The sequence below is a fragment of the Paenarthrobacter sp. UW852 genome (assembly GCF_024608385.1).
In the GTDB taxonomy this organism is placed as follows: Bacteria; Actinomycetota; Actinomycetes; order Actinomycetales; family Micrococcaceae; genus Arthrobacter.
In genome coordinates, this window is sequence record NZ_JAMSGY010000011.1 from 76,597 (window position 1) to 100,372 (window position 23,776).

Here is a 23,776-nt window from a genome sequence, read left to right on the forward strand (position 1 = left end):
TACTGGCCTTTACCGGGGCGGGGCTTCCGAGGACCTTCCTGGCGTGGCTTGTGTATTGTCTTTGCCGATCTTTAGCCAGAACCAACCGACATACCAAAGAATCGCCACCAGTCCGATGACAAAGCTGCCAAGCAGCAGAATCTTGGACACGACGTCCAGGCCCTTGGGCTCAAAGGCCATCATGATCAACGGTACGAGGATTCCCAGCGAGAGGAGGCCCAGCATCCACATGGCCGCAGCCACACCCACAGGCTTGCCGACGCGGGCCAGCTCTTCATCCAAGCGGTCCCGCTCGGCCACAGCCGCCCGGAGTTGCGTCCGCAGATCTGCCTCAGCCTTGATTTCCTCGTCCTGCCGTCGCAGGCTTGCCGCGTGTGCCGCATCTGAAATGATCCCCGGTCGAAGTACCGAAGATAAATCCGCATAGCTGCTCGGTCCAAACATCGCCAGACCCGCCGGAGAGGGAAGGCTGCGTCGCCGATGCTTGAAGGCCTGTTCGTAAATATCCTGATCGGCGTCAGCAATCACCAGACCCCGCTCGACAAGAGCTTCAAGCTCCAACGCCTTGGTGTCACCCTTCCTGAGCTTCCCGTTGATAGCCTTCACCGCGTCCTGCACGCGTTGCCGAAGCGAAAGCGCATACGGTTTGAGCTCATCCACTGCCGTTCCCCCTAGCAAGCGGCCTTGGATCAAGGAGTCGAGATCCAAAGCCGGATCTTCGAGTATTTTCTCCACTGCTTCTTCGTAGAGATAGCTCTTTGCCCTGTTCAATCGCGTCTGATGGGCCTGGTCCAGGTCCGACTCAATGTGCTGAATACGGCCGGTTGCTGCTTCCACCAACCTCCTGATACCCTCGCGTTCGCTGGAGATCGCGACAAGCCGGCTGACCAGGAAACCACCAATGATGGCGACCAGAACGGCCGACGCCTGGCTGAGGGCGGACAACAAAGTGCTCGGGTCCCAGTCCTGTTCCGGCGACCTCACAATCACGCTAAATGGATCGCATTGCACCACTGACTGGAGCAATGGCACATGGGAGGTACAGGTGAGGAATTCAGACGAGATCACCGAGCGATCATAAGCGACCCCTGACGATGCGCCGTGCACAGGGACCGGTCTTGGCACCTGCAGCCCCTTACGGACAGAAGAACCCCGGTGATGCTTCCGCATCGCCGGGGTTCTTCTTTTTTCTGTCAGCAGCTGCCCGTCGTCTATCCCGCCACCCGGGCAAGGACCTCCTCAGCCTCGTCAAATTCATCGATCAGCCTCAAGGTCTCCTGGCCGCCCAGGTCAGTGTCCGGATCGAGCCGTCGATTGATGCTGCGTGACGCTGAGAACTTCAGCACCGAGTAGTCATCCACGTCCTTCTTGCCGAACCGGACCTTGTGGCCTTTGTGCGTCTGCCGGGCGAAGCGGCCAAAGCCGGTGAGCACGACGGTGTCTCCACGGCGCATGGCGTCGGTGAGCTCCGCGATGAGCGACTCGTACACCTCACTCACCACCCTTATCGGCTGTCCGCTGCGGCCGGCCACCTTCGAGATGAATCCACGCTTGCTGATCCGCGGATGAACCGTCGTCTTCATGCCCACACCTTTGTCCTATCATCCCTCGTCGTCCGCTTCCTGCTTGAAAACCAGTTTATCCGACAGGCCTGTCGAAAAGCGATCCACAGACCTGTCGGTATTCATTCAACTAAAGCTCGAAATCCGGATCAATGGACTGGCGGTCGTCCTTGTACTCGTAGTCAACTGACTCAATAATCGACCGAGTCTTCGGATCGCGCCGTGTGCTGACGATCTTGTCGTGGGACTCGTCGAACCGCTGCTGGTCGGCGATCCGGTGGGCCGCGTTGAGCTTGGCGTTGATGTTCTTGTCGCCGAACTCCATCATCGAGCTCACGGAGGACTTCGCACCCTGCTTGGTTGCGTTGACGTTCTTCTTGTTCTGCGCACGCTGCTGCTCCCAGCGACCGCGGTCCTCGGGCGTGACGTACCCGAACATCTGGGCGAGCCGGGAACCGTACCGCTCCTGCTGCTCTACCTGCTGGTCGTCGCTCATAGTCCTGTCTCCTTCTCGTTCGTTTCCGGACTATGCCGGCTGGTAGTCCTCGGCTCCGCGGTCGCGGCTCCACTGGCCCTCCGGCCCCGGCCGGGCCGAGGGGCCGGGCCCCTGTCGGAAGGGCTGGGGCCGCGTGCGCTGCGCCGCCAGGAAAGTAGCGGGATCGTCGACCGCGGCCCGCATCGTGTCCTGCCAGTCCTCGCCGAGGGCCAGCTTGAGCTCGTGCTCAAAATCCGGGTCCTGCTTGTTCAGCTCCTCGATGGCGTCCACGTAGGCGTTCGAGTAGACACGCTGCTGCTCCTCGTCCGAGAGACCATCGATCTCCATGCTTGCGAGCATGCTCTCGGACTGGTCGAGGCGCTGCTGGAGGTCCTCGGGCAGCCCGCGGGTGTCCAGGCCCTGCTTCTTGGCCGCGAAACCGATCATGTAGCCCATGACACTGCCGCCGAGGGTCTGTCCGTCGCCACGCTGGACGCCGTCCAGCATCGCCGCCTTCATGGTTTCCGCCAGCTGCACCTGGTGCTCGTCCGGCTCCATCGGCAGGCGCAGCGTGAACATGCCCTCGTCGGGGATCCGCCGGCCCAGGTGGTCGTCGAACTCCCCGGTCCAGACCTCGCGTACCCTGTCGGTGCCCGCGAGGCGGGCCTCGTGCGGCGGGGCCTTGACGATGCGGCCGTGCGCGACGCCGTTGAACATCAGGCGCAGCTCCGGCTCGGACTCCATCCGCTCGCCGATGATCGTCCGGGCGCGCTTGACCACCTCGGCACGGTCGAGCCCGTCGTCCCCCATCTGCTGGCGCAGGCGCTTGCGCAGGGCCTTGTAGCTGGCGTTGATCTGCTTCGCGTCCTGCTCGGGGTCACGCATCTTCCAGAAGGCGTTCTCCATGAGTGCGACCTCGGTCATGGCCGCCGACTCGGGAGTAAACAACTCTCGGTTGCCCCGCTCGCGGCGCTCCAGGTCCTCCAGGCGGGTACGCCAGCGCCGGGAAAGGAAGTCGTCCCTGCTGGTGCCCCACCGCCCGCCCAACTTCCCGGACTGCTTCCCGCCGTCGTCGCCGGCGGCCTCCTGCGCCTCCGGCGCGCCCCCGAACAGATCTCCGACCAGGGCCGCCTGGCGCTCGGCCCTCTCGCCGATGTGCCGGGTCTTCGCGTCGATCCGGTCCTGGACCTTGTCCTTGAACGGCTGCAGGTAGGAGTCCATCTCCTTCCTGAAGTCAGGAGCGAGCATCCGCATTGCCATCATCATGCCGGCGGCCTGGATGACCGAGTTCGGGTTCACGCCGCGGGTGAGCGGACGCAGGCAGCCCTGCATCATCATCTGCATGTAGACCGCGTGCATCGCGTCGAACTCCTTCGTGCGCTCCCCGTCGTTGAAGCCGGGCACGAGCAGCTTCGAATCGCGCAGCGTCTGCATGTACGCCTCGCCCGCCAGCCGCGTCTCCGCCCGGAGCTTCAGCAGCCGCTCCCGGTCGTCGAGGCCGTCATCGTCGGCCGCAGCGCGCTCCTGGTCGCGTGCACGCTGGCGCTCCCGCTCCTCGGTCCACTCCCGCGTCGTGGCCCCGAAGAAGCCGCGGGCACGGTCGCGCAGCCACTCGCGCTGCCCGCGTGAGGTGTCGTGTCCGGCCTGCGTCTCCGGCTCGTCGACAATCTCCGCGTCGATGATGTCCTCCTCCCCGCCGTCCATCCCGTACACGGCATGGACGTCGCCCAACGGGTCGACAGGCAGTGCCTTGCGCCCCCGACCCCTGCCGCCCGGACCCATTTCCTGCTCCGTGTCCTGTGTCATGTCAGCCTCCCAGTCCATAGTCGTCGTCACTCTGCTGCTGCCCGGTCTCGTAGCTCGGCGTCCAGGCCGGGCGACGGCAGCCCACGCCGACGGCGTGTGCCGAGCGCCGGCTGGCACCGCGCGCCCTGGCGGCCCCGTCCCCGGTCTGCGCGAGCACGTCACGCTTGAGGACCGAGGCATCCACCGCGGCCTCCGCGGAGTCCAGGCCGTCCAGCCCGTCGAGGCCGTGCGCCGCGAACGCGTCGAGCTCGCGCGCCGCCGCGGCCCGGGCACGGCGGGTGCCCGCTGAGGCGAACTGCTCGTTCTTCTCGCCGTCGAAGACGCTCTCGCGATTCTTCGCAGCCTGCACCAGCGCCTCGAAGTCGCCGCCGTAGGCCATACGGTCCATCACCGTGCCCGCCAGGGACGGGTCCTCCTCGAGGTTGCGCACCAGGCCCGTCTTCGGGTCCTCCAGCGCGCGGGCGACTCGGGCGACGCAGTCCGGGTTGACCGAAACGTTGAACCCGTCCTTGGCCTCGTAGAACTCAACGAACTGGGCCTCCCACTCCTCGGCCGTGGCCTGGACAGCCTCGCCGTCGGCGAACTCGGGACGCCACTGGCCGGGGCCGGTGTGCTCGAGCTTGCGGCCGCGCCACAGATCGCGCCCGGGACCCTGCAGCATCTCGTACTTGTGCCGTGCCTCCGCAGCGTCGTGCTTGGCCTGCAGGATCGACTGGGTCACCGGATAGGTCACCTCAAGCACCGCCTTCAGGTCAGCGCCACGCAGGGCGCGCACCGCACGCTGGGAGAACGAGCCACCCAGTCCCGTGCCGTGGGCCTTGATCGCCGTGGCGAACATCGAGGCCTCCTGGTCCTCCTGCGTGATGCCCGGCGTGCCCTGCTCGTCGCCGAGGTTGCGGGCGTAGTCCCCGAGCTTCTTCTCGCTGCCCTTAGCCCCGGTCTCGACGCAGACTTCGCGCACGCTCTGCAAGTGCGCTTCGCGGCTGCTGAAGGTCAGCGCCGAGCCGAACTCGCCGCGCTGTGCCGAGCGATAGAGATCGCTGAGCTCCTCGACGAGGACCTCGTGGCCGGCGGCAACCTCGTGCGGATCGCTGACGAACCGCAGGCGGTTCGCCTCCTTGACGGCACTCTCAAGGCTCTCCGCCAGCTCCGGGCTCTTGGACAGCGCCACCTGGGTGTCCAGCGAGACCTGCATGGCCAGCGGGTGCGAGCCGTCGGCCTTCACCACGCCGGTGTCCAGGAGGTTCGCTCCGACCGAGAGCCTGGCCATCGCCTCGGCCTTGGCGGCCTCGCTGTGCAGCCTCACGACGGCGACCGCGTCACCGTCGAAGTCGCCGTCGAAGCACTGGTCCATCACCGGGTTGATCGCCGCGCCGGTGAGCCGGTCGTCGATCGCCACGCGCATGTAGCGCACGCCGGCGTCGCGCAGGACCGGGTCGCGCCAGACCAGCGCGTGATCGCCTTCGGCCAGGCCCAGCTGCTCGGCCTTGACCGAGCTCAGAGCGATCTGATCGATGTCCAGCCGAGGGTCGGCGGTCCAGACCATCGTGGCCGAGTCCGACAAGCGCGAGCTCATCAGCCCGGTCTTGAAGATGTTGTTCTTGCCGGTCAGCACGCGGTTCTGCACGTCCGTGGTGATCGCCTCGAAGGCACGCTGGGCCCGCGAGACAGACTCGCTCATGCCCCGGCGCACCTCGGCGCGCTTGTCCGGCGACAGGCCGTGGTCGTCCAGCTGCTCGGCCATGTACCGGTAGCGGCAGGCTTCGACGAAGACGTCCTGATAGCTGCGCGTGTAGTCGTGCGTGACGGACGTGCCGTCGTCGAACTCCTGGCCGCTGCGCAGGTGCGAAGAGAGCACCGGCAGCTTCCACGAAGTCGCGCTGACCGTCTCGGTCAGCTGACTCGTCGGGTAGGTCAGCGGAAAGGGGATTTCCATGTCGCCGCCACGATCGCCGATCAGGTCGCCGAAGGACTTGCGCATGGCCGTGGTGTTCAGCCCCGGCGTCGCGCCTTCGCTGCGCGGCTGCGTGCGCATCAGCTCCGGCATCGGGATCAGACGGCGCTCGGGCCGCTCGTCGACACTCTCGGCCTGGCCCACGACACGCAGGGTGCCGTCGGCCTCCATGTCCAGTCCCGCCACCAGCAGATACTCGCGCAGGTTCGACTCGGCACCGGAGTTGTGGCCGTAGAACTCGCGCATGATCGCCGGGCAGTCCTGGGACTGCAGCGCCCAGGCCAGCTGCGAGGAGGCCTTGCGCCCCTTGCCGGCGCGCACCTGTTCGTCGTCGTAGATCTTGGTCTTCTCGTCGACAGCCATGTGGGTGACCACGAACCGCATCTCGCCCAACCCTCCGTCGACCGGCCCGGCATCGGGGCCCTGGACGGCCGGGCGGCGGATGTCGCCCACGGCACCACCCATCAGCTCGCGCGCCGATCCGGCGTTGCGGCGGGAGATCAGCGAGAACGGGCTCATCACCACGTCGATGCCCGGGTTCTCCCTGAACCAGGCCACCTCCTGCTCCAGGCCCTGGACACGCGCCTCGTCCGGGTCCATGTGGCGGTCGACCACCAGAGAGACGACACCCTTGTTGCCGTGCAGATCGCTGATCTTGTCGCCCACGACGAGGTCGCGCAGCTGGCCACCGGCCCCGCGGATGCGATGCCGCTCGGAGAACTCCGTCGACACCACGATCGGGTCGTCGGCCGTCCAGCCGCCGAAGGTCATCAGAGCGGTGCCGGTCGGCTTCGTCACCTCGGAAGACTGCATGATCGTCGAGGCCGTCATCTGCTGGCGGTCGAACGGGTCATAGCGCAGCGTCTCCAGCTCCGGCCGGCTCATCAGCGGGGCGCGGGAGCCGGTCACGGTCTCCGGGTCACCCGGCTCAATCGTGCCGTCGGGGCGCACGGCGGCGTCCTCGGTGAGGTAGCGCACGATGCCCTGGTTGGTCGCGCCGCCGGTCATCACCGGATCGAAGAAGCCGCCGGGAGCCGTCACATGGTTACGGTCGGTTCCCGTGAGCACCGTCATGTTCCGTCCACCGGTGAGCCGCCAGGCGTCGAAGACGTTGTCGTCGGCCGGGTCGGTGCGATCGCGTTCGGCGCGGTACTCAGCGTAGATCGTCGAGCCCTGCTTGATCTCGTTGGAGTAGCGCACGCGCTTGGCCTCGGTCTCGAGGATCGAGGCCGTCCACTCGTCCAGCCGTGCGGTGGCCTTGCCGGTGGCAGGGTCGACCTCATACGTCGTGGCCCGTTCGAGGAAGTCAACCGGGTGCTTGGTGCCGTAGAGCTGCGAGTACACCGCGTTCAGCGAGGCCGGCTCGCCGGTCCGGCTGCGGCCGGAGACGAGGTCACCGGCAAGCTGGTACTGGATGCGCTCGTGCATCAGCTGTTCGTAGCCGCGCAGCACCGTGCGCTCCTCGACCGACTTGGGGGCCTCGCCCGGGGTCTGGGCCTTGATCCGCGCCTCGTAGCCGGGGACGATCAGCGCGTTCTCGCCACTGGCGAAGCGCGTGACAATCTCCCCATGGCTGCCGACATCGAAGACCTGGCCGATCTCACCGGAGACCGGCGTGGCCTTGCCGTCACGACGCAGCTTTTCGGCGGTCCAGCTGATGACGCCCTGCGCGTCGACCAGGATCTCACCCGGCGTCGCGGCGTTGCGCTCGATGCTCTCCCGGACGGTCTGACCGATCCGGCGCATGAACTCCGAGGGATGCTCGGCGATGGGGGCGGCGGTGGCCGCATGGAAGGAGACGATCCGGTCCTTGAAGCGGGTCGTCTGGAAGCTGGTACCCATGAGCTCGGTGGGAGGCACCCCGCAGCGGCGCAGCGCCGAGGCAAGGTTGTCCAGGTTAGACCACTGGCCGGTCGGGCTGGTCATGTACTTGGCGACGCGGGCGGGGTCGAAGCGCTGGTCGAGCCACTCACCGTCGATCAGGTGCGGCTCGGCATCCCAGGTGCCGACCAGCTCGAACGGAACGTCATCAGCGTGCGCACGGACCTTGTCGGCGGCCGTGCCACCATAGACGAGGTTGCCCAGGTCCGGAAGCTCACCGGCCTGCAGCTCGCCGATCTCCTCCAGGCGCTCCTGGTACATCTCCTCGGTCGCGCCCGGACGCAGCAGCTCGCTGCGCGCTCCGGTGAGCACGTCCCAGTAAGAGCGCTGGATCGCCGCGACCTCGGGGTCAGAGGCATACTCCTGGGGCTCGATCTCGTCGAGCGCGCCCTCGGTGCGCTGCAGCTCAGACTCCGCGCGCAGGATCAGCTCCTCGACGCCCAGGGCGGCGCGCAGGTTCTCCCGCGCGGTGTCCACGGCCTCGCGACCGTAGGCCTCGGCCGGCTCTGCATCCACGAAGAAGGTCGGCAGGGAGCGGTTCTTGGCATCCCGGCGCAGCATGACCTTGGACCCGGGGCGCGGGGCGCTCTCACCGGGGACGACATAGTCCGCGACGACGAACATGCTCTCGCGGTCGACGTGATAGCTGTCCGGCACGTCGATGAGGGAGCGGCCGCGGCCATGCTCGGGGTGGCTGGAGCCGACGACGCCGACCACCGTGCCGGGAAGATCCTCGCGTTCGATGGGCAGGCCTTGGGCAAAACGCAACAGCCGCACGGCGTCCTCGGAAGTCGGGGCGGGCACGGCCATGCCGCCGGGCACCCGGTGATTGGTGCTGTAGCGCAGCACCGTTCCGTTGTCGTAGATGCGCGCCCCGGCGTACTCCTCCTGGCGCGTGTCAGTGAGACGGATCTCCATGCCGGTCCCGGAGATCCGGGCCTTGATCTGCCCGGGCTCACGGTCGCGCAGGACCTCGTAGGCCACGCCCTGGGACTTCAGCTCCTCGAGCAGCGCCGCCGAGCGCGCCACCGCCCGCTGGGACATGAAACGGTTGCGGTCAACGCGGCCGGTCTGCGGGTCGCGTCCGCCGTCGATGACCCACTCGCGGACCTGGTCGTACTCCTGGCGGCTCATCTTGTCCATGAGCGCCGTGAGGCCTGCGGCGTCGTCGTTGGTCATGGCACGGCCGGCCTCGTACGGCTTACCGTCCTCGTCGAGCCGCCAGAGCGTCATGTTCCCGCGGCGCGGCTCAGACAAGGACTCCACCTCGCCGCCGGCGTTCTTCACGATCGTCTCGTCGGGAATGTACAGCAGCTCGGTACCTGCGCGCTTCACCGTCGCGCGCTCGGACCAGGCCGGGTCGTAAGGGCTGATCGGCAGTCGCGCCGAACGCGGGTCGATCTCCGCTCCGACGCCCGTGGCACGGGTGAACTCGCGCTGCAGCGTCTGGTAGCGCTCGTTGGCGGGGGAGTGGTCGCCGAACTGCGCCTCGTAGTCCGGGACGCGCTCGGAGAAGGCCGTGTCGATCGCAGTCAGACACGCGGTGACGCCGAGTCCGGGATCAGCCAGGGCGGTTCCGCGCTGGCTGAGGATCTGGTCGACCCGTGCACGGATGGCCTTCGCCTGGGAGATCGGAATGATCTCCCCGCTCTGCTCCCGGGCCTGCTCGACTGCCTTGTAGAGGACGTACTCGTAGAAGTACCGCCTCAGTCCGTGTGCCTTCTTCATTGCTACTCAGCCTCCTGTGGACGCTCGGGGACATAACTATGTATAGATCATACCCTGATGATTCGAATGGAGGCGATAGACGAGTCAGAAACGAGCCAAAAGACGAATGCCGGGACAGTCGAATTGCATCGACTGTCCCGGCACGGAGCGAATAGACCCGCCGGCACTACCCCCGGGACTTCATCTCTACGGCCATGGCCCGGTCGAAAGCCCCGTCGGCCAGGACCTCCCAGCTGGGCAGCGAGGCCAGGTACGTGTAAAAGGCGGCGTGCACCTTGACCGTGGCCAGCGACCGCAGATCCTCCTCGGTCACGTCCTGCTCGGCGAACACGCGCGAGCCCTCGTCGCTGATCTGGCCGTTGATCCTGCGGGCGGCGTCGGTGTAGGCATCGGAACGGACCTGGCTGATGTAGGTCTTTGACCCGTCGGCGCTGCGCAGCTCGCCGTCCCCGCCGACTGAGAAGTGCTCGCGGTCCCGCTGCATCTCCACCAGCGCGGTCTTGTACGCCTCACCAATCTCAAGGTCCAGGGCCTTGACCTTCGCCGAGCCGTCGAGATTGGTCAGCATCTCCTTGCTGACCGTGCCCTCGGCGTAGACCAGGCGCTTGTGGTCCTTCTGCGTCGCCTGGTGGGCAGCCACGGTCGCGGCCACCTCCACGTCCTCCAGGAACTCCTCGTCGTTGCCCAGCATCATGGCCTCGTAGTCGTCCGGGTCCACGACCACCGGGGCGTTGGGATCGCCACTCTCGTCGGTGAAAACCATCCGCGTGATGACCTCCATGACCTCGTCCGAGTAGACGTCCGGGTCGAGGCGCTCGATGTCGATGTCCTTGTAGTCGTACGTCTCCTGGTAGAGCGTCTTGGCGTCGGCCGCCCTGACCGCCTGGGCCATGCGCTTGTCGAGCATCTTGACGAAGTCCGGCTGGTTCATGCGCACGTCGAACTCCATCGCGGAGCTGAGCGTGGGGATCGTCTGCAGCGAGTACTCGTGCCCAGGGTGGGTGATCGTGTTGCCGAGCAGCTTGAATGACATCGGCAGGATCGTCTCGTTGCGGTTCCAGACCGGCGCGTCGCCGGCGCGCAGCACGATCGAGTTGCGAGGCGAGAGGAAGGCAAAATCGTTGTACTTGATCAGCGGCTCCTCCTCCGTCGACCAGGTGCGCGAAATCGCTCCGTCCGTCTTCCCGCCGACCACCTTGTCCAGGTTCTGCGTGATCTGCTTCGAGCTGGCGTGGGTACGGTGAGTCTTGCCGCTCATCTTCTCCAGCGTCTCAATCATCGAGTCGTCGGTCGACTTGAGGAAGACGATGTTGCTCGTGTTTCCCTGCACAATCTTGTCGACCGACTCGCCGTAGACGTCGCGCAGCTGCTGCAGCGTCTGCAGGATAAGCGTGAACTGCTGCTCCTGGCCGAGGCCGATGGAGAGCATGGTCTCGAAGCCGGCGATGCCATTACCGTCGGACTGCAGGTTGCCGAGCTCGTCGAGCATGAACCGGGTGCGGTAGAGCGGCTTCTGGTTCGACTTGGTCATGTACGACTGGTCAAACGAGACGTCCACCAGCTGCTTGACCAGGATCAGGATCAGCTTGGCGTACTTCATCAGGTGCGGGGGAGTGACGAGAAAGACCGCCTTGGGCGACTCCGAGTACCGCGCCATCGTCTGCGTGATCGCGCGCGCCCGGACCTCGACCTCCTCAGGGTGCCCTCCGCCGGAGAAGTCCAGCTTGCGGCTCGGAAAGGTCGTGTCGCCGGGCTGGAACGAGAGTATCTTCCCGTCGCGGGTGCCACCCTCCCGCACTGGTCGCAGCTCGCGCAGCACGCCGTTCTTCACGATCTTCTTGCCGGTGACCGGCTCGACCACGAAGTGCCGGCCGTTGAGGGAGAGCTGGTAGCTCTTGCGGAAGTGGAAGTAGAAAGTGCGCACGAGCATGCCGCTCTGCGGGTTCTTCAGCTCCAGCTTCAGCCAGGCCTCGTCGCCGGGGAAGATTCCCTTGAAGTTATAGCGCGCCCAGCCCACGCGGCCGACGATCTCCGAGTGCTCGAAGTCCTTGCCAAGGTTCTGGGTGAACATCGGGTCCGCGTACGCCGACCAGCTCGCCATCTGCCCGAGCAGGTGGTCGCGCTTCATGAAGTTCGGCGAGAACCGCACGCCCAGCCGCCGCGGGAAGGACAGGCCCGCCAGGTCAGTGTTCTGGCTCGGCTTGCCCGAGGTCAGGGTCGAGATCGTCGGGTCGGTGAAGAAGCTCATGCCCGTGATCGCGATGCCGTAGACCGAGGACATCATCTTCTCCGCACCGGCCATGGCGACCAAGGCGTTGTGGGCGTTGCCGACGAGCGTGCGCATCGAGTTGCGCGGCAGGGCCTGGGTGGCGTTGAAGTAGAGCGTGAGCAGGTCCTGCTCGGCCTTGCCCTCCCATAGGAAGTCCTTCTCGGCGACCTTGGCCTGCTCCTCGGCCAGGGCGTCCTCGTCCTCTTCGAACTCGCCGTTCTTGATGCGCTTCTCCAGCTCGGCAGCGGGGTTCTTCCACTTCTTCGAGGTCAGCTGCACGAAGAGCTGGTAGCAGTTGTACAGCGTGACCTTTCCCCACATGTCGTCCAGCCGCTGCTCCAGCGTGCCCGGGTCCATGCCGGTGGCTGCTGCGTACTCGCGCAGCTCACGCTCCTCCTCGAGGTAGTAGTCGATGAGACCGTAGGCGGCCCGTTTGAAGGCGTTGTTCGCCGCGTTCGGCCAGACCGGGTCCTCACCGCCGTCCAGCGGGAAGAAAACCTCGCCGATGTTCTCGATGTACAGCGCGCACTTGGTCGAGTCGCCCTCGCGGGCGGCGTCGGCGGCCATGCCCAGCGGGTTGTAGATGTCGGTCTTCATCGCGTTGATCAGGTTGAACTGCACCGGCTCGAAGCCGCGCGTGACCAGCGGGATGTAATTCTTGACGAGCAGCTCGCCCTTGGGGTCGTTGATGACCATGTTCGAGGGCTTCTTCTCCCGCGACCACATGTCGATCATCGGCTCGATGTAGGTCTGACCCTTGCCCGCCCTGGTGATGGCCAGCACCATCGTGTTCACGGGAGCAGTGTCGACGATGTAGGCACCGGCAGGGCGCTGGACTTCGTACGCCGGGAACTCCCAGTCATCGGTGATCAGGTCCGACACCGTACGGTAGGGCCCGAGCTTGTCACGGTTCGCGCCCTGGAGCTTCCCAGGGTCCTTCGCCTCTTTGGCCTTGCGCTGGCTCTCCTCGGTGGGCGGGTTGTACGGGATGACCGTTGCGTCATACTTCCGGCGCAGCCGCTTGTCCCGGGGCAGGCCCGAGGCGTCAAAGAGCGCCTCGCCGAACTCCTCGTCGATCAGCGGCAGGGTCTCGACCAGCGGCTCGCCGTCGTCGCCGTCCATGACCTCACCCTTGTAGTAGACGATGTTGCCGTCCTGGTCAATCACGTCGGAATCTGCGCGCCGGGAGACCTTGACCGTGCCCAGCCCCTTCTTGCTGAGCATCATGTGACTGATCATGGAGCTGACCTGCACCTCCGAGTGCGCACCGGCGTCCGGGAACCAGTCGTAGTTCTGCTGGACCTCCTCCGGCAGCGCGATGTGCTGGTCGTTGCGGTGGTCGTTGATGTCCGTGTGGTCGACCGTCGCGTTGTGCTTGGCGACCTGGCGTCCGGTCCAGGTGGAGATCACGATCATGACCAGCGCGCCCGATCCCAGCGTCAGGAAGAGCTTGAACCCGGTGACGGACCCCAGCTGCCCGCCGACGTTCGTCGCCGTGGGCGTGGCCCCCTGGTCAGCCTTCGGGGCGTCCTGGGCGGCGCTGCCTGCGTGGGTCCACCACGCTGGCACCGGGACGTCCCTGAGATCCGGGTAGCACTTCGAGCCGATCTCGGGGTTACCCTTCTCGTTGACGGCGCGGTAGCACGTCATCGGGGCCCCGCCCTGGCCTGTCGTAGTGTCCTCCACGTAGTACGAGTCCGGCTTTCCGCTGCTGTTTCCGCCCAGGCCACCGCCCATCGTCGCCCCGAGCGTGAGCACTGCCGTAGCAATGACCGAGTACAGCACCCACGCCACGATCGCGACCAGCAGGCCAGCGACGCCGGCGAGCACGAGGCCCGACGTGTTCGACTTCTTGCTCAGCCGCTCGCCGCGGTCCAGCTGCTGGTCTTCATAGACGTCCCGGTTCGTCAGCGTCTCCTCCGGCCGACCCGCCGAGATCTTCTCCCAGCCGCTGGCCTTGGGCCGTGCCGCCCTGCGCTTGCTGCCTGCCATGATTCTCCCTGCCTGTTTCCGCGTGTGTCTGTGTGTCCTGCGCCTGTTGTGATCCGGAAGACGCCGACGGCGCACGGGGTGCGAGCCCCATGCGCCGTCAGACCCCCGTCGATCTCCGAGTCGGGTCAGCCGCCCATGGCCGCCCCGCCGATGAAGCCGGCGAGGCCGCCGAGCACGGGCAGCGCGACGATCAGGGCGATGAGCATCTTGTTGTAGCGGCTCTGGATCTCCGAAGCCCTTGCCAGCTCGCTGGCGTAGGACTCCTTGTCCGCAGCCATTTCCTCCAGCCGCGCCTCGTAACGGCGCTTGACCGAGTCCTCGACAACCTCCATCTGCTGCAGCAGGTCCGTGTTGCGCTGCGTGGCCGAGTCGGTCTTCTCCTTCTCGAGGGACAGGCTGTGCTGCCATTCCGTCTCGCGGGCCTGCATCTGGGTGATCGCGTCCTTGCGGTTGCGGTCGAGCTCGTCCTCCATCCGGCGGATGCGGTCGGCGTGCTCGTTGCGGATCGACTCCAGCAGCGCCTCCTGCTCGCGGCGCAGGACGCCGATCTCGTCGGTGGTGCGCTGGTGCTCTGCCAGAGCCTCGGCCTGGGCGATGTCCGCCTTGCGGTTGTCGTCGACGATCCGCTGGATCTCGGCCTTCCACTGCCCCAGACGCTGCTCCTCGGCCTCGAGGTAGGCCTTCTGCTTCTCGGCCAGGACCTCGAAGATCCGCGTAGTGCCGACCTGCATCTTCAGGGCGGCGTCGGAGCGGCGCACGCGCAGGATCTCCTGGCGGTCGTGCGAGTAGGAGTTCTCGAGCACCCGCTCGATCTCGGCGACGGCGTCGGCCTGCTCGCGCTCCATGCGGGAGCGGTTGCGCTCCTTGTACTGGATCTCCGCCTGGAGGGCGGCCTGCTCGGCGAGCTTCTTCGCCTGGGCCTCGTAGTCCTGGACGATCTCGGCCTTGCGGGTGCGGATCCGCTGTTCCTTCTCGGACTCCCGCTCGCGGTGCGCCGCCTCGGTGCCGTCCTTGAGTGCCTTGTAGCGCGAGCCCTCGCGGTCGGTGGCCACGTCACGGATGACCTGCTCGACGTGGGCCGACATGAGGTTCACGTACAGCGTGCGCAGTTCGTCCTCGTGCGCCCACCGCAGCTGGGCAAGGTCGGCGTTCGCCTGCCGGTTGAGCTGGGCGACCTGGTCGCCGAGCCATTCGGTCGCACCCTGCGGCACCTCGATCTGCACGACCGGCGCGCCGATGGCGAAGGTCGCATTGAACTCGTCCAGGCGCACGTCGAGGTCCAGGTCCTCGGAGAGGAAGCGGCGGGCGATGACCTCGCGCACCTGCTCCTGGTTCTCCAGCAGGACGGCTTCCTCCTCGGCCGGGGCGTACGCCGTATCGTCGGCGGTCACGGGACCGGACTCCTCGTCGAACTCCTCGAAGCCGGCCGTGCCGTCGAAGCCGGGCTCCGGCTCCACCGCAACCGGGGCCGCGTCCTCGTCTCCGAAGTCGACGGCTTCGTCGTCGAACACGGGCTCATCGCCCGCAGCGTCGAAAACCGGCTCGTCACCGGCACCCTCGTCCCCGCCGGAGATCGAGTCGAAGATCGGGTCACCCTCGTCGGCGGTATCCACGGCAGCAACAGCGTCCGCGTCCGCCGCGGGACGGGTCCCGGGCTCGTCGGTGGTGACGCCGCTGTGCTCGCGCCAGGCCTGCGCTCCGACAGCCTCCTCGAGGCTCAGCGTGCCGGAAGCGACCTCCTGGGCCTGCTTGAACGTGGCCTCGGCGACCAGGTCCACCAGCAGCTCGCCGCTGGGCTTCTGCCAGACGACGGCCCAGGAGTACTCCGCGCCAGCCAGGAGCGAGTACTCCTCCATGCGCGCAAGCGTCTCCGTGTTGGGGATGATGCCGAAGACCTCTTCGCCCAACATCTCTGCCGTGGCGACGGTCTTGATCTGGTCGGAGTCAATGAGCTCGATGAGCGAGCCCTTCGCCTCGTCGCGGCCGTGCCGCTTGCTCAGCCCGCCGATGGACTCGGCGGCCAGCACGAGCATGACCCACGCCGTGCCGCTGGGGAAGACGAACTTCGCGTTCGACCGCAGCAGTTCGACTGCTGCGGGGATCGCCGTCTCCCTGACCACGGACGACAGCAGCTCGTCAGGCTTCTTCTTCCGATCCTTGTTCCGGCTTCCCGCAGCCGTGCCCAGAATGCCCATTGGTGTCGATCCCTTCGATGATGAAACGCAGTTCGCCTGGTATATGAGTATCCTATCGCTCATGAGTCGATAGGTGCAATGATAGACAATTCGACACGACGCCGAATGGCCCACAATGGCCGCTGGCTCAGATCAGCGCACGGCGCTCACCTCGATGCACGCATCGGAGGTGAGCATGTCCTTGTGGTCGCTCGCCAGCTCGCCGACGACGTCGATCCGGATCCGCCGCTCAGAGGGATGCTCGTTGATGAACGTCGCCACTCCGGTGGTGACCTCGTCGGTCATCTTCGCCACCGCGCCACGGGCACCGCCGGCATTGGAGTCGGTGTCGCCCTTGTCGTCAATGAGGTACTGCAGGACCCTCTGGTCGATGTCCACCCGCACGTTGTGCTTGATGAGGACCTCCTGCACCATGTGGCGCAGCTTGTTGCGCACGATCTTGCGCTGCGTGTCCTCAGAGAGCGGCTGGAACGGGACGATGGCGTCGATACGGCCCAACAGCTCGGGCGGGAAGCGGTTATCCGCCGAGGTCTCGGTGATCGAGCGGCGGATGAGCTTGTCGTACTTCAGCAGCTGCTCGCCCGAGCCCGTGTCGTCGGCCGCGTACTGCGCGATGGTCTTGTAAATCTCCGAGCCTGCGTTCGTCGTCATGACGATGTAGGTGTTCAGGAAGCTGACCTCGCGGTTGTTGTCGTCGGAGAGCCGGCCGTCGTCGAGCACCTGCAGCAGCAGGCGGGTGACCATCGCCGAGGCCTTTTCGACCTCGTCGAACAGCAGTACGGCGTGCGAGAGGTCCCAGACCCGCTTCGTCAGCTCGGAGCGGAACAGGTCCATCGAGGAGTCCTGGGCGTACTCGGACATGTCGAAGCGGATCAGGTGGCGCTGGTCGTCACCGAAGAGCAGCCGTGCCAGCTGCTTGGCAAGCTCGGTCTTACCCACGCCGGTCGACCCCGTGAACAGCAGCGAGGCCTCCGGCCGGCCCTTGTCGTTCAGGTCCGCGACCGACAGCTGCAGCCGCCGCGCGACCGCACGCGTGGCCAGGTCCTGGCTGAACACCTTCGAGTCCAGCTGCTCCTTGATCTTCGCGCCGTCGACCTTGAAGGCAACGTTGACGCCCAGGGACTCCTGGAGCACGTCCGAGAGCAGATCGCGGTCCAGCGCCCGCTTGGTGAGGCGGTGCCAGCCAACCATGCTGTCCAGCACCAGGATCGACTTGCGCGGCTGCGAGCTCGCCGGCATGTAGCGCTCGGTGTACTCATAGATCTGCCGGTAGATGTGATCGTCGTAGAACTGGTCGGCGACGTCGTAGTGCTCGGCCATGCCCTGCAGAATCCGGATCGTCGTCTCCTGGTCCGGCGGCGTCAGGTTGATGCGCTGCAGCCGTTCAACCAGCGGCTGATTCGGCGCAATGTGCCTGTGGAACTCGTCATAGGTCGTCGCGGCGATGATTCGGATGCCGCGTGCCCCGGAGGCCGCCAGCACCGGCTTGATCGCCTCAACCGCAGCGTCGGAAAGCTGGATGATCTGGTGGAACTCGTCGATGAACAGGACCAGCTCCTGCTTCTCGTCCGCCACGAAGTGCTCGGCCTCGTCGAAGAAGCCCTTGAGCATGGCGGCCATGCGGTCCGAGTCGCCGGCCTCGGAGATCATCCGGGACGGATCGACCTCGAGATAGAGCCGCTCGGCATCAGCGGCCATCGTGGCCTGGACGAGAGCGGTCTTACCCGTACCTGCCTCGGCCAGGAGCAGGGCGTTGCACAGCTCCGGCCTGCTCATCGAGGCCAGCAGCTGGAGCTTCTCGTGCTCGCGGCCGACGATCTCGCGCTCGGCCCTCTTCAGCGGGTCCGACAGCTTCGACAGGAGCGGATAGCCCTCATTCAGGTGCACTTCATGGAACATGCCGTGGAAGACCTCTCGCCAAGACTTGAATTCATCTGATAGATCAGTCGAAAGTCTATCATGGCACCATTCGGCTCGACTGCGATAGGACAGTGAAAGACCCCCGGACTCATATCCGGGGGCCTCTTGGCCATTCACTCCGTAGGGGTGCTGTCACAGCCCCTGCTGGCGGTCCTCCTGGGGCGAAGCCCCATCCTGCTCGAACTGGTAGTCGTACCGCTCGCTCAGCGGCCTGCTGGACTCCCGGTCGCGCCGTGCCCGCTCGTTCGCCTCCCGCTGCTGACGCATCGAGGCACCCACGCGGTCGACCAGTGCGCGCCCGGCCTCGGCCCACATGTCCTTGCCCTCGTCCGGGGCCGTGATCTCGTCCAGGCCCAGCTCCAGCAGGCTCGTTCCGCTCAGTGGGCTGGGATCGTTCGTCGCCATAGCCTTCTCCTCCTCCGTGCCTGTCTCAGGCCCCGCGCTGCTGCTCGGTGCCCTCGGGCCCGCCCTGGCCCTCGAACTGATAGTCGTACCTCTCGCTGACCGGCTTCCGTCCCTGCGGCGAGGTGCCCGGCAGCTGCTCCTGAGCACCACGGCCGACAACCGAACCCATCCGCCCGACCAGGTCCGCCCCGGCAGCGGAGCCCTGGGGGGCCTTCTGTCCGCCATGTCCGTCCAGCTCCGTGTGCAGCCCGCGGGCTGCACCCACGGCAGCTCCCCTGACGGCGCTGGCGGCGACGCCCCTGGTCGATGCACCGGACTGCTGGGCACGTTGGGCGTGGGCCGCGGCATCCTGCATGGCCTCGGTGCCGAGCCGCCTGGCTCCCTCGCGGAGGCCTGCGGACTGCACGGCCTGTCCGACCTTCGACCCGGCGGCCCGCTGGGTGAGCGGGACCTTCACTGGACCCTGAACCGTGCCGCCGGCATGGGCCTGCTTCGCCTGGGCCTGCTTCGCCTGGGCCTGCTTCGCCTGGGCCTGCTTCGCCTGGGGCTGCTCCTGCCGGGACGATTCCGGCTTCGGCGCATCCGCTGAAGTGATCATCCCCGGTGCCGGCTCAGCCTGCGGGCGCGGCCGCCGCTCGACCACGTTGGGGTTGAACCTCGAGCCCGGCTGGCCGGGAGCGGGGGAGGAGGGCACGCTGTATCGGGGACCCCGCACCGAGCCGAGGCCCGCCTGCGAGCTCGGGCCCCGCTGCTCTCCGGTATCGGGGGTGGCCCCGCGGATCGCCACCAGCTGCTCGGGCGTGTACGACGTCGGGCGCTGGCCGTGCTCCGGTCGGCCCTGGGAACCTTTACTGAGATCTGCCATGATGATTCGTTCCTCTCTATGCGAAAGGCCCCCGGAGAGGTCTCTCCGGGGGCCTTTCAATGAGTTCTGCTGAGCCGTGGATCGGTGTCAGCCGACCGCGGGGGCCTCGGCCTCGACGACCTGTTCGGCCTGGGCGGTCTGCTCCGGACCGGCCTGGCTCTGCTTGGCAGCCGCCTGGGCCTCCTTGGCCGCCTTCATGGAGGCGAACTGGTTGTCCAGGGTCTTGGCGTCGACCTTGAAGTCGCTGGCCTCCACGGACTTGGTGTTGACCACCAGACCGGTGCCGCGCGAGGCCGGCATCACGTTGCCCTTGAAGCCGTAGACGGTGCCGACCTTCTCGCCGTCCTTGTTGAGCAGCGGCTCCGTATTCGGGCCCGCGGCCTTGACGATCTCCTCCAGCTGGCCCACCGAGTAGGGGGCGGTGTTGGCGAAGCGCTCCTTGCCGTCCGGGCCCTTCACGCGCTCGGACTTCAGGTGCAGGTTGCTCTGCTCCGGTCCGCGCGAGTCGCGGGCGTCGACCTGGATGTCGGCGTAGTGCGACTTGCCGTCCTTGGTCGCGCCGTTGTCATAGACCTTGGCGATGAGGTTGACCCCGGTCATTGCGCCCTTGCCCTTGAGAAGTGCCATGATCTCGTCCTTTCGTCGTTCCGTCCGCCACTCGGCAGAACGGCCTTGATCATTCACGTCGTCCGAGCAAAGCCCCGAAGTGCAGTGCCGAACTGCTCTATACACTAATACTCCTATAGAGCATTCCGCAACCATTCGAATGATCTTTCGACTCATGTCCCTACTCGTTCTGGATGCCGTCGGACCGGCCTGCCGGCTCCTGCTCGGGGCCGGGGAGGACCCCGGCACCAGCCACCGCGGCGTCGACCCGCTGCTGGACACGCACCACCAGGCCGGCGTCGAGCGAGGAGGCCTTCGAACGGCGCATCCGGGCCGCCTGTTCCTGCTCTTCGCGCAGCGCCGCGATCCTCGAACGCAGAACCGGCCGCGTGGAGCCGTCCTCCACCGGAACCAGTTCCCGCGAGACCCGGGTCATCGCGGCGATGTCGTCGACAGGGAGGTCGGCGATCGCCTCGGACTGGCCTGACTGGTCGAGGTACTCCATGGCCGCCAGCAGCAGCCGGCGGCGTTCGGCCGCGGCTGCGGTGAACTCCCGCCGGGCCCGCTCGCCGATCTCGACATCGGCCACGAAGTCGTAGCCCAGGTGATGCAGGTCCAGTGCCTTGACCTCGTCGAAGGGGTGCACCGTCCCGGTCTCGATCGACAGCTGGGTGGAGACCTCCGGATCCCCGCCGGCGACGGCGCTGCGCTGGTCAGCAGGACCGGCGACGAGCACCAGCCCCGAGTCGGCCAGGTCGGTGCGCAGCTCCTGGAGCCGTTCGTCGTAGACCTGCTTCATCGTCTCGATGCGCGCGTCCAGCACCGCCCGTCCGGCCTTGCCCGCGGTCAGGTGCCGTCCGCCGGGCTGGCCGTAGATCTCGCGGCCCATCTCCTCGGCCTGGTCGGCGTCCTTCATCCGCTGCAGCGAGGCGTCCTGGCGCAGCGCCATCAGCGAGAGCAGGCGCTGGCCGTACGCGGCGACCTCCTGCTGCTGGGCGTACCACTGGCTGGCGTCGCCGACAAACGGCAGGAAGTGCTGGTACTTGCTCATCACCCGCCGGTGCCAGTCCTCTTCGTAGCGGTAGAAGTCGTAGAGCGGCCGGGAGTCCTCTACGGCCACTTCGGCCTTCTCGGCACGCTCCCATTGCCGGGCCAGGTCGCGGTAGGCGCTGGCCTTGGACTTGTGATGCTGCAGGCGGGAGGCATAGCTGCGCAGCCGGAAGCCGAAGGAGACGACATCGTCCTCCGAGCTGCCGTGCTGCTGCTGGCGCTCTGCGGCCAGGGCGGCCATCTCGGCGTAGTCCATACCCATCACCTCAAGCATCGGTGTACGCACCCGCAGCTCCTCCTCGGGCAGGGCGCGCAGCATCTGGTAGACCCCGTTGACCGCCCGCTCGGTGATCTGGTTGCGGCCCGCGTCGACCAGGCGCTGCCACGCGTCGGTGCGCAGGCCCTCGGCCTCGCGGCGCTGATTGGCGTACTCCACGACCCTCTCCATTGCCGCCGGCAGCGGAGAGCCCGGCCGCTCCAGCTGCTCGGCCACCAGCTCGGAGACCAGACGGTTGGCTTTGCGCATCCGCAGATCGTTGGTTCCGGCGCGCCACAGCGAGCGGTCGGCGGGCAGGCAGGCCAGCAGGAACTGGGGGAGGGCCTCTGAGCGCATGCGCTCGTGTGCCCAGCGCTTGATGAAGGTCGTCACGTTCCTGCGTTCGTAACCGACGGCGCTGGACAGGTGCGCGACGGCCTGCTTCTCGTCCAGCCAGGCGTCCACGCCGCGCCGCAACCGGGACTTGTGCCGGTCCAGAAGCTTGCCCCGCTGTGTGCCGTCCTTGGCCAGGTGGCCGTGTCCGGCGTCGACCATCGCCAGGTGGCAGTGGACGTGCTCGGTGTCGACCTGGATCACGCCGACGTAGCGCAGGTCGTCGAAACCGCTCGTGCCCGAGCTCATCCGCTCCAGCCCGTGCATGATCGCCATCCGCAGCTTCATCTGGTCGATGTGGCCGCGGTAGTCCCCGCGGCCTTCGCAGTGAAAGTCCTCGCCGACGATGCGGTGCCGTTTCAGGTATTCCTCATCGAAGGAGAGCACGGTCTTCAGCACCGTCTTGCCGCTCTCGAAGTGTTTCTGGATGTCCCGGGACGCAGCCCGCAGCTGCTCGTCGGAGAGCGACACTGAGCCGTAGCCGAAGGCCACGCCGCCATCGCCCTGGGCCTGGCGCATTGTCGTCTTGGCCTCGACCCTGCTCGTCCCTGCGCGCTCGACCGCGCTCTCGCGGGCCATGTAGCGCAGGATGAAGTCGTCCGTGCGCAGCCGCTGGATCGGCGCGAGCGACTCAGTCGCCTGCTCGCGCGCCATGTACCGGGTGACGTAGTCGCCGGGGGTGCCGCCCCGGGACCCCTTGCCGCCGGGCAGCGGCACACTGAACTCGTTGACGATGACCACTGACTGCTTCAGGCCCATCCCGCCTCATCCCTCCGTCGTGTGAATGCACAGAACCCCGGCCGCTGTCCTCCAGCGACCGGGGCCCGTCCTGACTGCTCTGCCCGCCTCGACCTCAGTGGCCCAGACCGTGCCCGTCTTCCTCGCCGAAGTCGAGGTCGGCGGCGCGGCGGGAGGCCTCGCGCTTGCGCTCCTCGAGCGTCGGCGCGGGCACCTCCTGCCCGGTGGCCTCCTCATCCAGACCAAAGTCCAGATCGTGGGTCGCGCCGGCATCCGGCTCCGCGTCCGCAGGGGCGGCAGCATCCTCCGGTCCGTCCAGGTGCAGGGCCGGGGCCACACGCTGGTGATACAGGTGCTCGGGCCTGCCCTCAGTGCGCTCCAGCTCAGCCTGATACTGCTCGCGCTCCGCGGTGATCTCGGCCTCGACCGCCAGCAACTGCGCGGTGACGCCCTCGGCAGCCGGCCGCTGCGCCTCCGGCCGCTGGAGGTTCTCCGCCTGCGCGACCAAGTCGAGCTCGTCCTCGCTGAACAGCGAGTTGATCGCGTCGGAGCGGGCCCGCAGGCCCCGCTGGTCGACGACGGACTCAACCGGACCATGACCATCCTTGGAGCGATCAGCGAAGTAGGCCGCCAGGTCGTACTCGGTGGAGGCCAGGTCGATCTCGAGATCGGCGATGCGGTGCACGTTCATGAAGACCACGGGGGCATCGGCCTGGTCCCCGGACGGGGTGAGCACGAGGGCATCCGCCCTGGCGGGCAGCTCCCACTCGATCCCCGTGAGCTGGTCGGGCACAGTGAACGAAGGGCTGAAGTAGCCCTTGGCCGCCAGTGCGACCAGCTGCTCGTCGTCGAACTCGTAGAAGGCGTCGACCTTCTCGCCCTGGCCGTGCGAGTAGGTCACCTGGGTGATCCCGTACGGAAGCGGCTCGGCGGGAGTGATCGAGCGCAGCTCGCCCACGACGTGCAGGTAGGGCCGGTAGTTCTCCTCCTTGCCGCGGTGCTTGAGCTCGACAGAGTCGACCAGCACCCCGATCTGGGCATCGAGGCCGTCGTAGCGGTGCGCCTGCACGCCACGCTCCCGCAGGGCCCGGTCGGCCCACACGTCATTCATAATCAGTCCAGCAGTGCGCATCAGTTGCTCCTCTTCCGGTTGGTCTTCTTGATCGGGTGGGTGGTCCTGGGGGCGGAGGTGGCCGGGGCCAGCGCCGGGGTGCGGGCGTCGCGTACAGCCCGGATCCGGCGGGTGGACCAGCGCCACATCCCGCGCATCGCGGCGATCTCCGCGGCGGCCAGCAACAGGACCACAAACAGCAGCGGGGCGATCCACATCGCGACGGTCCCGGCCATGGTCAGGTCGCCGCTTGCTGTGCCCGACTGCCGGTGCAGCCACGCGCCGAGCATCGGGATCACGACCATCGCAGTCATTGAGGCCAGCACGTAGTCGGCGATGAGCACGACCGAGCGGAAGAACACCGCCCAGATCAGCACCGGCGATCCGCCGGAGCCCTTCCCGGGGGCCAGGCGGCGCAGCGCGCCGGCCAGCTTCGAAGGGCCACACCCGGGCTTCGGCTTGGCCGCGGCCTTCTCGACGGGGACTGCAGTGGCAGCCTCCACCCGGGCTTCGTGCTCGGTCGCGCTGCCGGTCTTGTCCAGAGTCTGGATCGTCATTCGTCTCGTCCTT

General features: G+C 66.9%; 14 protein-coding genes. All 14 read right to left on the reverse strand.

Annotation, left to right across the window (positions count from 1 at the left end; all coding sequences use genetic code 11):
• Positions 1–9: 9 nt before the first annotated feature.
• Positions 10–1,107, reverse strand: a complete 1,098-nt coding sequence (locus NEK97_RS17535) for a hypothetical protein (RefSeq protein ID WP_257371037.1) — start codon at positions 1,105–1,107, stop codon at positions 10–12.
• A gap of 104 nt (positions 1,108–1,211) precedes the next feature.
• Positions 1,212–1,583, reverse strand: a complete 372-nt coding sequence (locus NEK97_RS17540) for an HU family DNA-binding protein (RefSeq protein WP_257371038.1) — start codon at positions 1,581–1,583, stop codon at positions 1,212–1,214.
• A 109-nt stretch (positions 1,584–1,692) separates the two neighbouring features.
• Complete coding sequence (locus NEK97_RS17545) at positions 1,693–2,058, reverse strand: hypothetical protein (protein WP_166185560.1); 366 nt, start codon at positions 2,056–2,058, stop codon at positions 1,693–1,695.
• Between the two features lie 30 nt (positions 2,059–2,088).
• A complete protein-coding gene (locus NEK97_RS17550) occupies positions 2,089–3,843 on the reverse strand; it encodes a hypothetical protein (RefSeq protein WP_257371039.1) in 1,755 nt (584 codons plus the stop codon).
• A gap of 1 nt (position 3,844) precedes the next feature.
• Positions 3,845–9,406, reverse strand: coding sequence for a hypothetical protein (locus tag NEK97_RS17555; RefSeq protein WP_257371040.1), 5,562 nt, complete (start codon positions 9,404–9,406; stop codon positions 3,845–3,847).
• Positions 9,407–9,572: 166 nt separating this feature from the next.
• Positions 9,573–13,667: a type IV secretory system conjugative DNA transfer family protein gene (locus NEK97_RS17560; protein WP_257371041.1), complete on the reverse strand. Its 4,095-nt coding sequence runs from the start codon at positions 13,665–13,667 to the stop codon at positions 9,573–9,575.
• Between the two features lie 125 nt (positions 13,668–13,792).
• Entirely contained in the window at positions 13,793–15,862 is a 2,070-nt protein-coding gene (locus NEK97_RS17565; RefSeq protein ID WP_142133567.1) for a hypothetical protein, read from the reverse strand.
• 132 nt (positions 15,863–15,994) lie between these two features.
• Positions 15,995–17,761: an AAA family ATPase gene (locus NEK97_RS17570; RefSeq protein WP_257371042.1), complete on the reverse strand. Its 1,767-nt coding sequence runs from the start codon at positions 17,759–17,761 to the stop codon at positions 15,995–15,997.
• 153 nt (positions 17,762–17,914) lie between these two features.
• Entirely contained in the window at positions 17,915–18,187 is a 273-nt protein-coding gene (locus NEK97_RS17575; RefSeq protein WP_257371043.1) for a hypothetical protein, read from the reverse strand.
• A 25-nt stretch (positions 18,188–18,212) separates the two neighbouring features.
• Positions 18,213–19,052 carry a hypothetical protein gene (locus NEK97_RS17580; protein WP_257371044.1) on the reverse strand — a complete coding sequence of 280 codons (840 nt, stop codon included), beginning with the start codon at positions 19,050–19,052 and terminating at the stop codon, positions 18,213–18,215.
• Between the two features lie 87 nt (positions 19,053–19,139).
• On the reverse strand, positions 19,140–19,679 hold the full coding sequence (locus tag NEK97_RS17585) for a hypothetical protein (protein WP_071416492.1): 540 nt from the start codon (positions 19,677–19,679) through the stop codon (positions 19,140–19,142).
• Positions 19,680–19,839: 160 nt separating this feature from the next.
• On the reverse strand, positions 19,840–22,116 hold the full coding sequence (mobL, locus tag NEK97_RS17590; protein WP_257371045.1) for a relaxase MobL: 2,277 nt from the start codon (positions 22,114–22,116) through the stop codon (positions 19,840–19,842).
• A gap of 94 nt (positions 22,117–22,210) precedes the next feature.
• Positions 22,211–23,227, reverse strand: a complete 1,017-nt coding sequence (locus tag NEK97_RS17595) for a hypothetical protein (RefSeq protein WP_257371046.1) — start codon at positions 23,225–23,227, stop codon at positions 22,211–22,213.
• Entirely contained in the window at positions 23,227–23,763 is a 537-nt protein-coding gene (locus NEK97_RS17600; protein ID WP_257371047.1) for a hypothetical protein, read from the reverse strand. Before NEK97_RS17600 ends, NEK97_RS17595 begins: the two co-directional genes overlap by 1 nt.
• Positions 23,764–23,776: the final 13 nt, after the last annotated feature.

Coding starts and splice junctions, on each gene's coding strand:
- NEK97_RS17540 (WP_257371038.1), bottom strand. CDS start 1,583: ATGAAGACGACGGTTCATCCGCGGATCAGCAAGCGTGGATTCATCTCG.
- NEK97_RS17545 (WP_166185560.1), bottom strand. CDS start 2,058: ATGAGCGACGACCAGCAGGTAGAGCAGCAGGAGCGGTACGGTTCCCGG.
- NEK97_RS17550 (WP_257371039.1), bottom strand. CDS start 3,843: ATGACACAGGACACGGAGCAGGAAATGGGTCCGGGCGGCAGGGGTCGG.
- NEK97_RS17555 (WP_257371040.1), bottom strand. CDS start 9,406: ATGAAGAAGGCACACGGACTGAGGCGGTACTTCTACGAGTACGTCCTC.
- NEK97_RS17560 (WP_257371041.1), bottom strand. CDS start 13,667: ATGGCAGGCAGCAAGCGCAGGGCGGCACGGCCCAAGGCCAGCGGCTGG.
- NEK97_RS17565 (WP_142133567.1), bottom strand. CDS start 15,862: ATGGGCATTCTGGGCACGGCTGCGGGAAGCCGGAACAAGGATCGGAAG.
- NEK97_RS17570 (WP_257371042.1), bottom strand. CDS start 17,761: ATGTTCCATGAAGTGCACCTGAATGAGGGCTATCCGCTCCTGTCGAAG.
- NEK97_RS17575 (WP_257371043.1), bottom strand. CDS start 18,187: ATGGCGACGAACGATCCCAGCCCACTGAGCGGAACGAGCCTGCTGGAG.
- NEK97_RS17580 (WP_257371044.1), bottom strand. CDS start 19,052: ATGGCAGATCTCAGTAAAGGTTCCCAGGGCCGACCGGAGCACGGCCAG.
- NEK97_RS17585 (WP_071416492.1), bottom strand. CDS start 19,679: ATGGCACTTCTCAAGGGCAAGGGCGCAATGACCGGGGTCAACCTCATC.
- mobL (WP_257371045.1), bottom strand. CDS start 22,116: ATGGGCCTGAAGCAGTCAGTGGTCATCGTCAACGAGTTCAGTGTGCCG.
- NEK97_RS17595 (WP_257371046.1), bottom strand. CDS start 23,227: ATGCGCACTGCTGGACTGATTATGAATGACGTGTGGGCCGACCGGGCC.
- NEK97_RS17600 (WP_257371047.1), bottom strand. CDS start 23,763: ATGACGATCCAGACTCTGGACAAGACCGGCAGCGCGACCGAGCACGAA.